The 14,171-nt window shown below is 47.5% G+C and carries 13 protein-coding genes; 7 read left to right on the plus strand and 6 right to left on the minus strand.

Annotation, left to right across the window (positions count from 1 at the left end):
- Nucleotides 1-8: 8 nt before the first annotated feature.
- From MJZ25_07275 to MJZ25_07285, 3 genes are all read right to left on the minus strand, one after another.
- Nucleotides 9-659: a nitroreductase gene (locus MJZ25_07275; GenBank protein ID MCQ2123972.1), complete on the minus strand. Its 651-nt coding sequence runs from the start codon at nucleotides 657-659 to the stop codon at nucleotides 9-11.
- Between the two features lie 602 nt (nucleotides 660-1,261).
- Nucleotides 1,262-1,978: a hypothetical protein gene (locus tag MJZ25_07280; protein MCQ2123973.1), complete on the minus strand. Its 717-nt coding sequence runs from the start codon at nucleotides 1,976-1,978 to the stop codon at nucleotides 1,262-1,264.
- Between the two features lie 129 nt (nucleotides 1,979-2,107).
- The gene (locus tag MJZ25_07285) at nucleotides 2,108-2,986 is read right to left on the minus strand and encodes an alpha/beta hydrolase (protein ID MCQ2123974.1); all 879 of its coding nucleotides are present in this window, start codon (nucleotides 2,984-2,986) and stop codon (nucleotides 2,108-2,110) included.
- Nucleotides 2,987-3,067: 81 nt separating this feature from the next.
- Between MJZ25_07285 and MJZ25_07290 the strand changes: the two genes are divergently transcribed.
- Nucleotides 3,068-3,676 (plus strand): formate/nitrite transporter family protein, encoded by a 609-nt coding sequence (locus tag MJZ25_07290; GenBank protein ID MCQ2123975.1) that lies wholly within the window; start codon nucleotides 3,068-3,070, stop codon nucleotides 3,674-3,676.
- Between the two features lie 7 nt (nucleotides 3,677-3,683).
- Here the strand turns inward: MJZ25_07290 and MJZ25_07295 are convergent, their stop codons facing one another.
- Nucleotides 3,684-4,994, minus strand: coding sequence for a DUF763 domain-containing protein (locus MJZ25_07295; GenBank protein MCQ2123976.1), 1,311 nt, complete (start codon nucleotides 4,992-4,994; stop codon nucleotides 3,684-3,686).
- A gap of 30 nt (nucleotides 4,995-5,024) precedes the next feature.
- Nucleotides 5,025-7,013 carry a CotH kinase family protein gene (locus MJZ25_07300; protein ID MCQ2123977.1) on the minus strand — a complete coding sequence of 663 codons (1,989 nt, stop codon included), beginning with the start codon at nucleotides 7,011-7,013 and terminating at the stop codon, nucleotides 5,025-5,027.
- A gap of 137 nt (nucleotides 7,014-7,150) precedes the next feature.
- Here MJZ25_07300 and pepT point away from each other — a divergent pair, with 137 nt between their 5' ends.
- From pepT to MJZ25_07320, 4 genes are read left to right on the plus strand one after another with little or no spacing between them, the layout of a single operon-like run.
- Nucleotides 7,151-8,431, plus strand: a complete 1,281-nt coding sequence (gene pepT / locus MJZ25_07305; protein ID MCQ2123978.1) for a peptidase T — start codon at nucleotides 7,151-7,153, stop codon at nucleotides 8,429-8,431.
- Between the two features lie 55 nt (nucleotides 8,432-8,486).
- Complete coding sequence (locus MJZ25_07310; GenBank protein ID MCQ2123979.1) at nucleotides 8,487-10,589, plus strand: efflux RND transporter permease subunit; 2,103 nt, start codon at nucleotides 8,487-8,489, stop codon at nucleotides 10,587-10,589.
- Complete coding sequence (locus MJZ25_07315) at nucleotides 10,586-11,194, plus strand: alpha/beta hydrolase (GenBank protein ID MCQ2123980.1); 609 nt, start codon at nucleotides 10,586-10,588, stop codon at nucleotides 11,192-11,194. The genes MJZ25_07310 and MJZ25_07315 overlap by 4 nt, the downstream gene beginning before the upstream one ends.
- Nucleotides 11,164-12,264, plus strand: coding sequence for a hypothetical protein (locus MJZ25_07320; protein MCQ2123981.1), 1,101 nt, complete (start codon nucleotides 11,164-11,166; stop codon nucleotides 12,262-12,264). Before MJZ25_07315 ends, MJZ25_07320 begins: the two co-directional genes overlap by 31 nt.
- 46 nt (nucleotides 12,265-12,310) lie before the next feature.
- Here MJZ25_07320 and MJZ25_07325 read toward each other — a convergent pair whose 3' ends face one another.
- A complete protein-coding gene (locus MJZ25_07325; GenBank protein MCQ2123982.1) occupies nucleotides 12,311-12,973 on the minus strand; it encodes an N-acetyltransferase in 663 nt (220 codons plus the stop codon).
- Nucleotides 12,974-13,250: 277 nt separating this feature from the next.
- Here MJZ25_07325 and MJZ25_07330 point away from each other — a divergent pair, with 277 nt between their 5' ends.
- Nucleotides 13,251-13,496, plus strand: coding sequence for a TIGR03905 family TSCPD domain-containing protein (locus tag MJZ25_07330; GenBank protein MCQ2123983.1), 246 nt, complete (start codon nucleotides 13,251-13,253; stop codon nucleotides 13,494-13,496).
- 30 nt (nucleotides 13,497-13,526) lie between these two features.
- Nucleotides 13,527-14,135, plus strand: a complete 609-nt coding sequence (locus tag MJZ25_07335) for a DUF1349 domain-containing protein (GenBank protein ID MCQ2123984.1) — start codon at nucleotides 13,527-13,529, stop codon at nucleotides 14,133-14,135.
- The last annotated feature ends 36 nt before the right edge of the window (nucleotides 14,136-14,171 follow it).

The following is a 14,171-nucleotide window of genomic DNA, read 5'->3' on the forward strand; positions in this document are numbered from 1 at the left end:
TTTGGAATTTAGAATACTTTTCGTTCGGCACCCAGCTCAAAGAAGTACTTGGTAATGCCCAAGTCCACCTTGGTGCTTAATCCCAGTTTCAGTTTTGCTGTAACAGAATCGTCCTTGTTCAGGCGAAACTCCACGCGGCACTGGTTCAATCCTGTGGGGGCTAAAAGCACATAGTCAATTCCCTTCTTGAACCAATCGGGAGCGGTTCCATAATCCGGGGAAATTTTTTCCGGCGTTTTCATAGGATGCTGCACACCGCTAGTTTGTCCGTAACCTAGGGCGATGACGCCAAAAACTTTTTCGCCTGGAGCAACCTTGAAGTTCTCAGTCTTTTGGAAAGTCATGGCTACAATGCAAGTGTTCAATCCTAAGGTCTGGGCGAACAAGACAATTTCTGCAGAGGCGCGGCCCACGTCCTCGGCGCATTCCTTTTGAGCCACCAGAGCAAAAAAGTTTTTTACACCGGAAAATTTTCCATAGTGAGCCATTCGGCTGTCGAAGGCCTTCTCGTCGTTTAAAATCAGCTGAAGATGCAACCCATAACGTTCATTCAATTCCGCAGTCTTTGCCTGGAGGGCATCCACCTGTTCCTTGGAAAGTTCTGTGGGCAGGTACTGGCGCACAGCATGACGTAATTTTACCGCTTCTTCAAGAGTCATAAAACCTCCTTTTTGAACAAATTTAATATACAAATGGAACACTTCACTGATTAGACTTTGCTACTACCCTTTTTTTTCTCCTACTATTTATACATTTGATCTATCTATGTTTCTCATCAGATAAAAACACCATCCCCATGAAGTTTTTTCTCCTTCCTATTATCGTAATATTGTGCGCAAGTACACTATTTGCAGACGACACTTCCTTTGAAAAGAAATGGAGCATCAGGGGGCTCATAGATTACAACTATTTTTCGCAGTCAACAGAAGGCTATAACAAGACCATGCACTCGAGCCGCCCCGTGGAGGTAGGTTTAGGCCTGGGCTACAAGGACTTCGTCTTTGACGTCAGATATGCGCTGCCATTTACCGCAAGTAAGAGCAAAAGCTCCGCCGCAAATTTTGATTTCGCATCATCATTCTTTCCCAAAAGTTTGTGGATTGACGCATGGTTAAATATCTGCAGCGGGTTTAACGCAGGTGGCCAGGATACAACCGACATTACAGACACAATTGTCTCACTGGACCTCACCCTTGTCAACTATGGCGCAAAAGTTCTATACACCACGAACCCCTTGCACACTCCTCGAGCTCCCTACTTTTTAGATCGCCGGCAAAAAACGTCTGGCTACAGCTTTATGGTGGGCGGTTCGATCCAACGTACAAGACTGCGTAGCAGAGACAGCATCCTGAATTTCAAAGACAGGACAGTGGACTATATCGGCCCCGTAGAAGGAGCATCCTACACTCATTTGTTTGCAAATCCCCTCTACTTTGTAAACATCACTGGACTTTTGGGAGAATACCTTAGCTACCAGGAACAAAAAGGCAAATTCGGTTACGCCCAAAACGCAAGTATCAAGGCAGCCTACGGTTACATCGGCGACGATTGGGCTTGGAACATCACTCTCGGCTTCGAGGCAACCATCGGACTCATCAATCAAGAAACTCAAGCTCACGGGTTCTTCAAGATTCTTGGGATTCGCCGTTTTTAATCCATCACCAAAAACAAATTTCTCCGTTTTTGTTTTAGGCAAAATTAAATACGCAACTCCATCATCTAGATATTCATTTTCATAATCAAAAGTTGATAAGCCGCTGTCCCCTATCATCCCTATAGATAGTTTGACATTTTCTTTATAAAAACTTTTTAGTTCTAAATATTCACCAGATTCAATACCATCATTTAACGAAGCTAAATAGTTTTCAATTTGGCAAGCGATTGTGTGACAATCTCCATTAGGAGCAAAAGGAACAATTATGGCATATCGTCCATCAATGGTTACACACAACTTCCCTAATGGCGTGACAAGTCCCATCTTAAACCATCTCAAACATCACGAACTTTTCCTTCATGGAAATCTTCCCCAACTAGCCGCGCAGCCCTTACCCGCGACGTCCTTCACAAATTTCCAGAGCGGTTCGTATTTACTCATAAATCAAATGCGCTATATTGCTTCAAATTTCTTCGTGACTCTTGCCGCGAACTGCACTTCCTCAAAATCATCCAACTGCAAACTGTCCACAAAGCTCTGAATTAAGTTGTTCACAATTTCAGGTGCATCGGTATTGGAATTATGGCCCGCGCCCTTGATCCATTCCAAAGGAATTCCAGTCTTTTTATGCCAAGCCTTGTTATAACGCTTGGCGGAACCTGCGGCATCCTTTTCACCGCAAATCAGCAAAGCCGGGCAACAGATTTCATAAGGCAAGTTCGCCGCAATACCATCGGCCAACATTCTATAGCCATGGCCAGCTAATTTCGCATAACGGTCCTGATTACCATCGTAGATCATCATCATATCGAGCATCAGCTTGCGGCCATATTCCGTTGTGGCAACACCCTCGGAGCCAGCCTTTAAAAGTTTAGCCCAAGGATACCAGCGATAAACCGGTTCCATAAATCTCAAGAGGAAAAGTTCCAATCCGGTAATATACTTGCGCTGCATGGGGCAAGAGTCCACAGACACAAAGCCCTTTAAACGATCCGGGTACATTTGCATAAAAGTCTGTGCAACGTAGCCGCCCATGGACTGTCCGACAAACACGAGATTTTCAAGATGCTCGTGTGCCAAAATTTGATCCAACCAATTAGCCTTATCCATCAAGGTAAAATTCATATGGAAAGGCCAAGAAGATGCATGACCCGGGGCATCCCAGACAAACACATTGTATCTAGATTCAAAAAACTCAATTTGTTTATCGAACAATCGATGGTCCGCCGTTAACCCCGGTAAAAAAATCAAGGAAGGCGCACCCGGGCGCACCTCATCCGAAACCCAATAATGGATATCACCATTAGGAGTTGTAAATACTTTTTCTACCATACCCCGAATATATAAAAAGAATGGCAAACCGCGTTCCAAACCACCCTTTTAATTTGTCATAATTATTTTTACATTTAGGCTATGATCAAGTCTATTCTCGCCGGTTTAATGATTAGTGTAGGATGCGTAAGCTTCCTTTCCGTCGACAACAAGATTGCAGGTACCTTCCTGTTCTCTCTCGGCCTCTACACCATTATTATTTTGAAGTTCGACCTGTTCACCGGCAAGGTGGGCTATCTTTCCACGAACCGCACCTTGAATTACCTGAAGTACCTTGGAAAAGTTTGGCTCGGCAACCTGATCGGTTGCGTTGTTGGTGCCGCCGCCGTGGCCGCCACCCGACTGACCATTACCACTTCCGCCTTGGTTAACGTGAAATACGCCGACAGTCTGCCCAGCCTGTTGATTCTTGGAATCTTTTGCGGCATGCTCATGTTCATCGGCGTCGAAGGTTACAAGCGCACCACCAACCCACTGATCGTTGTACTGCCTGTCATGGGATTTATCCTTTGCGGATTTGAACACTGCATTGCCGACATGTTCTACTTCGCCTTTAACTTCTTTAAGAGCGGCGTTACCTTGGCAGGCCTTGGCGACACCCTTTTGCGATTGGCATTCATTACCGTGGGCAACCTGATCGGCGGATGCCTCGTGTGCTTCGCCAGCATCAACATCCAGAAAGAAGCGTAACTTTGCGCTAGACAGTTTTGCCGCCCCACTCCTTGGAGTGGGCGTTTTCATGTTCAATGGTCTTGTCGAAATCGGCGAGCGGTTCGCAGTTTCGTTCCACTGCTAATTGAGTTGCATGCAAACGATTCAGGCAATCCATTTTTTCGCGGTCACCAATTTTTGCCTTTTCAATGGAGTCCCCAAGAATGCGGATGGACTCGTCGTAGACTCTGCAAGGCACAGGGAAGGGATGGCCATCTTTACCGCCATGGGCAAAGGAATAACGGGCAGGATCTCGGAACCTGGAAGGCGTTCCATTAATGACTTCACTGACGAGGGTCAACGATTGTAATGTGCGGGGGCCAAGTCCCGGAGTCAAAAGCAAGCTTTCAAAATCGCTGGGATCCGATTCGTAGGCCGTTGCTAGCACTGCTCCTAGGCGTTTCAAATCCACATCTTCTGCGTGGACTTCATGTCGTGCGGGCATAATGCAGTCGCGACTAGAATTTACGAGAATAGGATCGCGGGCACCGCTAAAAATCAAGTCCTGCGCAGAACTGCCCACAAGATCGTGCGACGAATCTGCCGGCGCAAACATGTCCATCTGAGGCGACACGATGATAGAAGAGCTTGGCTGCACAATCTGACGAATCTCACGCATCACACGGTCGGGATTTTCGCGGGACAATTCCAGAATCGAACCGCGAGTACTGCGGGCATTCTGATCCGTCAAATTCAAAATCTCTCCGCGGTTCTCCCCCACAATTGCCGTATGAGGATTTTCCACAAAAGATCTCAAGTTGGCAGAACACCAATGGTAACGTCTAGCAGCGCGAGCATCTGTATTCATGCCCTGCTGCACCACAGCCCAGTCGCCTTCATCCGTCACAATAAAGTTGTGCTGATAAAGTTGAAAACCGTCCTGTACCGCGGTGCCGTCCACCTTGGCGCAAAGGCGGCTTGTGCGCGACAAGAAATTTCCGTCCACACCGGTTCTATCACCAATCTGCAAAAGTTCCGTAGGTGTCTCGCGGGAGAACTTTCCGCGACCACCACACACGTAAATTCCGAGATCATTCGCAATAGGATTCAAACCACGCTTCAGCGCATACATGACGCTAGTGGTGATTCCGGAAGAATGCCAATCCATTCCCAGCACAGCACCAAAGGACTGAAACCAAAGAGGATCACTTAAACGTACAAGGAATTCCTTCTTGCCATAATTTTCAACAATGGATTCTGCAATCAATCTTCCCAAGTCTCGCATACGGTCCGCGAGCCAGCGAGGCACTGTACCCGTATGCAAAGGAAGATCGGCAACACCTGTACGTTTCGGCATAATCCAATTTTAGAAATTTAACAACTGCCGTTACCTGAAAATTGCAACAAACTTGTCGCCATCCTTGGGAGAAACCAATCGCGGATTTTCAGTAGAGCCATCAGACCAACTCTTGAAAATACCAGCGCTTCCAACAGCTTCCAGCAGCATATCGTTCCCGCTGAAGAATGTTCCAGTATAATTGACGCGGGGCAGTTTCATTCCATCAATGGTCACTGAACCATTTCCTTCTGCTCCGACAGTTACTGTAATATCGGCACCAAGACCAAATTCCTTACGATATTCTTCGCGAAGAGATTCAGTTCTACCCTTGGCATTTTTCAAAATGTAGTCACCACGCCTGTCGAAGCCGCATCCTAAATCATAATAGAACCCGCAATAATTTCTAGGGAATTTCTGCATGTCCCTGGTAATTTCCGCATCCGGAATTTGAGCATTCAAATTTGCGACAGAAGCGACCAAGCGATCATAGGTTAAATAATCGTTCATCATGACAGCGCCATGATTGACAAACATTCTTGAGAAATGCGGATTAGCACGAAGCTTGATGAATATGTTCGCAAAGAATCCCGGACCGGTTCTATCTTCGGGACTGGATGCCGATACTCGAGAATTTCGAATCCATGCAAACATACCACCCGTATTTCTTTGGAAATCGCTACTGACCCACTTCCAGCCGAGACTCTGGTCTGTATCAAACAACATGAACTTGAACGGCTGTCCCGGAGAACGCCAAGCACGAACGTTATTACTGGGCCAGTCTGCATTCTGCAAATAGAACTGAGCAGCAATATAGTCGGCATAATTGCCTACGTCCATCATGGTCTTAACTTTGTCGTAGTTTACGTTACTGGAACCACCAAAATTATTGCTTCCTATAAAGTCAAGAAGTGCTTTGTATTGAGAACCGTCGCCAGCAACTGGAGTCACAACATCTTTCTTTTGCTTGATGACTTCAACGGTGTTATTGTCGATACCATAATTAGTTTCTACAAAATGTTCATTCAGTCTTTCACGCATGTCGTGAATGCCGTAATATTCGCCATTGTAGAAAACCACAACCTGTCGGCTTCGCTGGTAATCCACAGAAGAGCCTTCCACGATAGCGGTCATGGCAGGGTCACCAATGTAATCGCCTACATAACGGTTACCACTGTTACGAAGATTGAATCCTCTAAACTTGTTCACTTCCGGACGGGTAGCAAACAAGGGATACTTCAATTTTTTGGCGTTATATTGCTTTTTGATTTTGACACCTACAGGCTTTTTGGGATAGGTGCGGCTGTAATTACCCATCAAACCGATTCCAGCATCAACTTCCCAGGCCTTGCCGTCACTGCGGCTGCCATTCTCAAAAAATTCCACATGAATAGGATCTTCAGTTTCATCCATCAATCCCGGGCACCCATAAGGATCCGCACCTTCACAATCTCTGGTATCTACATAGACACGAGAGAAGAAGCTGGGGTTCACACTAATTGCCACCACAGGCATGGAAACAGATTCATTGATGAAATAAGTCTGGGTTGCCCAACGTACCGCAGCACCATCCTTAAATTCAGCACAACGAACTACAGTATTCTTTTCAATAGCCAGTGGTTCCAAAAATTCAGCGGATTCTTCCGACGGTTCGGCACCATTCGTTTCACAACGAATAGTCCCACCCTGAGTCGGTGCAGGAGCCGGAATCACTAAGCCAGAATAGAAACCTGCGGGCGGCAAAAGTACCGGATCCGAATTGACAGGTTCTTCATCTTCTTCGTCTTTTGCATCGGGAGAACCCATTGAATCGCCTTTAGCGGATTCCGTTTCCTTCTGTACCAAATCTTTCAGATACCATGAGAAAAGAGAATCTGATTGAAGAATACTATCAGGAATACCAAGGCTATCCAAATCAAAAACAAAGGAGCCTTCGGGGCTATCAACTTGGACAACATAGGAATCTTCTCCACTACAAGCAGAGAAAATAGCGGAAACAAGTCCCGCAGCAAACATGATTTTGACAAAACCTTTCATCATTATTAAAGATAATTATTTTAAATAAACTAATGAATATTTATTTTTACAATAGGAGTTTAATCACATCCCGCCACTAGTAAGACTCCTAGGTGTTGGTTTATTTCTATTTTCTGGTCGAAAATAACCCAATGCACACTATGAAAGTTCAAGACCGTTTTTTAAAGTACGTTAGCTTTACTACCACTTCCGACGAGACTTCTGAATCCTGCCCCAGTACGGATTGCCAATTTGCGCTGGGCAAATACCTTGCGCAGGAACTGGCCGAAATTGGCCTTCAGCAGGTAAAGATTGACGAGAACTGCTACGTGTACGGTTTGCTGCCCGCAACCGCTGGCCACGAAGACGATACCCCCATCGGCTTCATTAGCCACATGGATACATCTCCGGATTTTTCCGGCGTAAATCCCAAGCCCCAAATTATTGAAAACTACGATGGCAACGATGTGGTGTTGAAAGGCTCTGGCGCGATTTTGAAAGTTACCGATTTTCCCACTTTGAAAACTTTGAAGGGACGTACCCTCATCACCACCGATGGCACCACTTTACTGGGCGCCGATGACAAGGCAGGCATCGCAGAAATCGTCACCGCCATTGAAGAGTTGGTGGAAACGGATCGCCATGCAGAAAGCCGCGGTTACGAAAACTTGAATGGCCACGGGGACATTTGGGTTTGCTTTACTCCAGACGAAGAAATCGGCCGCGGTGCCGACAAGGTGGACCTCGAATATTTCAAGGCCAAGTACGCCTACACTGTAGACGGTGGCTATGAAGGCGACATCGCCTACGAAAACTTCAACGCCGCTAGCGCCAAGTTTATGATTCACGGCAAGAGCGTTCATCCCGGCGAAGCAAAGGGCATCATGAAGAATGCAAGCCTCATGGCTGCAGAAATCGCCATGGCGCTCCCTGCCGACGAAACCCCCGCCACCACCGAAGGCCATCAGGGTTTTTATCACCTGACGGACATGAAGGGCGACGTGGAAAATGCAACCCTCTGGTACATCGTCCGCGATCACGACAAGAAGCGCTTTGAAGAACGCCAAGAATTCCTGCGCAAGATTGCCGCAGAGTTCAACGCAAAATTCGGCGGCACCGCTTTCGCAGACGCAGATAAGAACCGCGCCGGCGGCAACATTGTTGAACTGGAATTAAAGCATTCCTATAGCAACATGCTGGAAGTCATCGAGAAGTGCCCGGAAGTTTTAGAGCGCGCCCGTGCCGCCATCGAGGCAGTGGGCGTCGAGCCCGTCAGCGAACCTGTCCGCGGCGGAACCGATGGAGCCAAGCTCAGCTTCATGGGTCTCCCCTGCCCCAACCTGGGCACCGGCGGCTACGGCTATCACGGTCCCTTCGAACACGTTACCGTCGAAGGCATGGAAGCTGTTGTGAAAATTATCAAGAAGATTTCGTTGAGTTAATCGCCAACGAATTTTCGTGTTTGGGTTCCGATATATTTTCAAGTTTTGACATTCTATGAAGATTCTTCAAATTAACAAGCTCTTCAACAAGTTGGGAAATTTCCAGACGAATCATCGCACTGGAATTCTTATCGCGGTCATCCTCTTTACGCTTCTCGCAGGTGCGGGAATTTTACGCTTCGAGTTTTCCTTTACCAATGACGGCTGGTTCCTTGAGGGGGACGCCGCAAAGGTCAACGCAGAAAAGTTCCGTAAGCACTTCGGGAATGACGCCAGCGTCGTCATGCTGGTAACCGCCAAGAGTGCCCAAGAGGCTGGCAGTGCCGAAGTAACCGCACCAAGTGTCCGCGACTCCGCCATCATGGAAATGCGGGATACCCTTTCCCGCTACATGCTCTCAAACATCCCGCTAGCAAAAGAAATCCACACCATCGAAAATTCCAAAGGTACCGAAGCCCTCCTCCACCTGAGTCTGGAACGTTACAGCGACCCTGCGAATGATGCTGCAAAAATCGGCCGCGCCGTAGCCGACCTTTTGGAACGTCCCGAATTTCAATCTGATCGCTGGGACCTAAACGCCGGCGGCGAGCCTTATCTTGAGGTTTCGAAAAACGATTCCTCCATGCCCCAGGCCGCACGCTCCGTTGTCATCGGCGTGTTCATCATGATTTTCTGCCTGGCGTTCTTTACCCGTAACAAGTACGGCGTCATGATTCCCTTTATGGCAACCGCCTTCGCCATGGCATCCGTTTTCGGCATTTGCGGTTGGCTGGGCGTCAAGCCCGACTTTACTTTGTTCACATTGCCCATGATGCTTGGCATGGCTTTAAGCGTTGGCTACTCCATCCATTACATCAACAGTTTCAAGCAGGCCTACCAACGACTGAACGATCGCAAGCCCGCTCTCGTCGAAGCTGTCACGGAAACGGGCTGGCCCATTTTCTTTACAGTGATGACTACCGTTGCCTCCATGCTTTCCTTCCTGTTCGTGGATATGCCAGTGCTGAAAATCGTAGGCTCCATTTGCGCCGCCATGGTTTTCGCCGTTTACCTGTACGTGATTATTCTGGTGCCGATCCTTTATAGCTACGGCCCCCAAAGTCGCAAGACGCCGAAGCCCCGCGACGAACACCTTGAAAACTTCCTGGAAAAACTCGGTGCCAAGGCCCTGAATTTCAAGCTCCCCATCGTCCTCGTTTCCATAGCCGTTGTGGTGGTAAGCGCCATCGGTTGCAGGGACCTTAAAGTGAACATGGATTATGTGGAAATGTTCGGCACCAAGTTGCCCTTCGTGGAACGCCTCGTGGAGCTTATGAATTCCGAACTGGCCAACGTCTATTCCTACAACATCATGGTGGACACCGGCGAGCCCGACGCCTTCAAGAATCCAGAAAACATGCTGGCCATGGATAGCGCTTCCGCAGACCTTTCCAGCCTTCCGCTGACAAAGATTTCCGAAGGCAAGGCCCGCGTCATGATTGGCGGCGTCACCGATGATTTCAGCATGGCCTACATTCACGTGGAACTGAAGGAATGGAATTCCAAGCAGGTGGACATCGACATCGATAGCGCACAAACTCTGGTCCGCAAGTATTTCCCCAAGGCAGATGTTGGCGTAGAAGGTTACGCCGTGGAACAGTCCTCCATGAACAACAAACTGGTGGAAGGCGAAATCAAGTCCGTGTGCATTTCCTTCGTGGTGATTGCGCTGCTTTTGATCGCTTCCTTCATGAGCGTAAAAACTGGCCTCATCGGCATGATCCCCAACGTGGCTCCCATCCTTGTGATTGGCGGCGTCATGGGTGCATGCGCCTTCAGCATGGACATGATGACTATGATGGTCATCCCCATGGCTATAGGCATTGCGGTGGACGACACCATCCATTTTGTGAACCATTCCAAACTCTGCTTTGAACGATGCGGCAGCTACCGCGAATCCGTTCTCGCCACCTTCCGAGACGTGGGCAAGAGCATGGTCAGCACCACCATCATTCTCTGCATGATGTTCCTCGCCTACATGGTCAGCCCCGTCACCATCTTCTTCAGAGTGGGCCTCATGGCAACCATCGGCCTCGTCACCGCATTGGTGGCCGACTTCACCATCACCCCGGTGCTGATTATGCTGACGAAACCGTTTGGGAAGGAAATCACAAAATGAAAACCCTCGTAATCTACATTCATGGAAAAGGCGGCAACGCTGCAGAAGCTGAACATTACAAGCCTCTGTTTCCTGATTGTAAAGTCATGGGTTTTGATTACAAGGCAGAAACTCCTTGGGATGCCAAGGACGAATTTATCAAATACTTTGATTCCATCTCCACAGGCTTTGATCAAGTCTATCTTATCGCCAATAGCATCGGCGCTTACTTTTCAATGATGTCTCTTAGCTCGGCCAATATCGCCAAGGCCTATTTCATTTCGCCCATAGTGAATATGGAAAAGCTGATTTGCGATATGATGATGTGGGCGGTCGTTTCTGAAAATGAACTCCGCGAAAAGAAAGCCATCGCAACGAATTTCGGTGAAACTCTTTCCTGGGAATACCTAAGCTACGTTCGTGAAAATCCTATCCAGTGGCATGTCCCCACACAAATTCTTTACGGTTCAAAAGACAACCTCGTTTCTTTAGAAACGATTACTGAATTTGCAGGCAAGATTAACGCACCTCTCACCGTTATGGAAGGTGGAGAACATTGGTTCCACACCGATGAGCAAATGAAATTTTTGGATGAATGGATAAAGCTACCGGGAAATTCTCGGTAGAATCAATTACAGAGGTTAGAATGTTCTCTTATTATCTTCTTGATTTTCATGAGTTGTTCAAGTTAGAAAAAACACTCTTTTATTTAATTCCAATTCTCATTGGTTTTGCATTTGCAATTTTATATTGGCAACCGAAATTCAAAAAAATATTTTTTAGAAAAATCTTTCTCGCTCTGTGGGCGGCCAATCTCGTCTACATCATTTATGAACTGCTCTTGAGACAAACGAGTTTTATATCACCCTCTAGAGTAGATGCCAGACCCACGGACATTGCAATCATCGCCCTTGTTCTAGTTGCGTTTTCTATATCCTGCGTTGTAAGCTACTTCTTTAAGCCTAGAAGAATTTGGTCATGGCTATATGTAGTTCTATTATCCATACTCTCGTACGTCGGATTCTCTTATATTTACTGGATTGATTTTCGTGAACCTGTCGCCCATATTGACGACAAAGTTCTAACAGAAACTAGTAGTTACGATTATGAAATAACTTACGAAGAATTTGGAGGTGAAGTAATTTTTGATTCTGACGATTCAACCCAAGAACACTTCAATAGCCACGGCGACAACGCCTATTTTCCAAGCTACTACGCCAAGGGAGATTCCGTCTATTTTTGTTACCGTTATCGCAAATGCGATGGAATTACCTGGCGCATGGCACTCGGAAATAAACGGGATACGACATTTTCTATTGAAGCTACGAAAATGGAACCTTGCGTACCTAAACTGATTAACAGAGAGGAGACCACAAAAATCCAAAAGCTGAAAAAAGACATTGATCGCTACCAACAGGAATATTCAGCAAATCATTACCTTGATGGTTCTTATCTGTATTTAACTTTAAACGATTATGGGCAGAAAAAAGTTCGAAAATTATTCTTGGGCAACCCTGACGAATCTGTTCCAAAAGCCTTGGAAATATTTCAACTTGTAAACTCCTTAAAACCAGCGGATCGTCCGCAGAAGCGCGATTTTGATGACGAATGTAGAGAACGCTCCAAGGCACTGAATGCGCTGATGGAGGAGTACGGGCAAGCTCATAGTAATCGTGGCAATTACTTAATTTATTAAACGGATAAAAAACCTCCCCGGGAAAACCGAGGAGGCTTTTTTGATACTACCCTAGTTGCCCGGGCAGCACTTTCTTTTCCTTGGGCGGGAACTGCTTATCGAATTCCTCCACGTCGTGGTCGTCAACGAAATAGGGCGCAGGGTCCCGATAGGTTCCGCGGATGCCGTCCAGAAAACCGGGCGTCAATTCCTTGATGAGGAAGTAGGGCGCGTCTCCATCGGGATCGTCTGCGTAGCGGATGCCTTTGGAGGTTGCAGCCACAAAACCGCATTTGCCGTAGAACTGGATGTTACCGCACATGGCGATACATCCCGCACCCATTTGGCGGGCACGTTCCAAGGCATAATCCAGAAGCATCTTGCCGAGGCCCTTGCGCTGCATATCTGGGCGAACGCTGATTGGGCCGAAAGTCATCATGCGCAAATGCTCACCAGTATCCACCAAAATCTCACTCCAGGCAAACATCACATGGGCGAGAATTTCGCGGCACGGTTTTACTCCATCTGCCAACCCGCAATTCGCAGGACCTTCCAAAACCAAGGAGAGCTCCGGAATGAACCCGGGGTTACTCCTGTAGCAGTGCAGCACATAATGCTCAAGGCATCCGGGACGGTAAACGTTCCAGAAGGCTTCGCGGGTTAAATTTTCGACAGTAGAGAAATCGGCAGGCTGTTCCTGTCGGATAGTGTATTCAGAATTATTAGACATTGTTTATTTCCTTTTTTTGCGGCAGCCCCATCACGAAGGCAATGCCGCAGGTTCACGAAAAAGAGCAAGTCACGCCACCCGGCGCAACCCGCGTTAAACAATGTCCCAGTTTTGAGTTCGGCCGAAACCGAAATTATGGATAAAGAACATCCAACTCCGAAATAAAGGTTCGGTTATAATATACTCATTTTTCAAGGGAGTGGTCACATTCCTGCCGTAATTTCTACATTGTCCATAAACACAATCGGCGACTTCCAAGGCGCCACGAGAGGCTTTTATGCAGACTAAGGAATTCAGAACCAGCGGCACCTGCGCCCAGCTCATCACCTTCGACTACGAAGACGGCAAGATGTACAACCTCATGTTCCTGGGCGGCTGCAATGGCAACCTGAAGGCCATCGGCAAGCTCTGCGAAGGCAAGGTCATGAAGGAAATTGCCGACATCCTGGAAGGCAACACCTGCAACGGCAAGTCCACCTCCTGCGCAGACCAGTTGGCAAAGGCTCTTCGCGAAGTCATCTAGTAAAAGTTCGCACTCGTCCAAAGGCTTGAAATGACTATCAGCAAGGATCTCTGGAAATGGACCCGCGAGCCTGCCGAATTTAAAATCGACGACGACAGAGTCGAAATCGTCACGGCACCCCACACGGATCTTTGGCAAAGGACCTACTATCATTTCAGAAATGATAACGCCCCTGTTCTGCAGATAAGCACTACAGACAAGTTCTTCTCCTTTACCGTAAAGACGGAATTCCATAGCAAGCGCCGCTTTGACCAGTGCGGAGTGGTGGTATATCTCGACAGCGAAAACTGGCTCAAGGCATCCATCGAGTACGAGAACGAAAGTTTTCAGCATTTAGGCAGCGTGGTCACAAACATGGGTTACTCGGACTGGGCCACTACAGAGGTCAGTGCAGATATCAAGTCCATGTGGTACCGCCTTAGCCGCCGCCAAGACGATTTCTGCATCGAGTGTTCCGAAGATGGCATCAAGTTCAAGCAGATGCGCGTCTGCCACATGCACAAGGCCACTGGCGAAATCCAGTTCGGAATCTACGCCTGCAGCCCTGAAGACTCCTCCTTCAAGGCAATCTTTACAAATATGGAAAAAGGTGAATGCAAGTGGCTCGCCCACAACGGACAGCAACCGGATAATCCCTGATTTCTCAAGCCAATCAAATTAAAACATTGTATATTA

Origin of the sequence: Fibrobacter sp., from assembly GCA_024399065.1 — a bacterium.
Lineage (GTDB): Bacteria > Fibrobacterota > Fibrobacteria > Fibrobacterales > Fibrobacteraceae > Fibrobacter.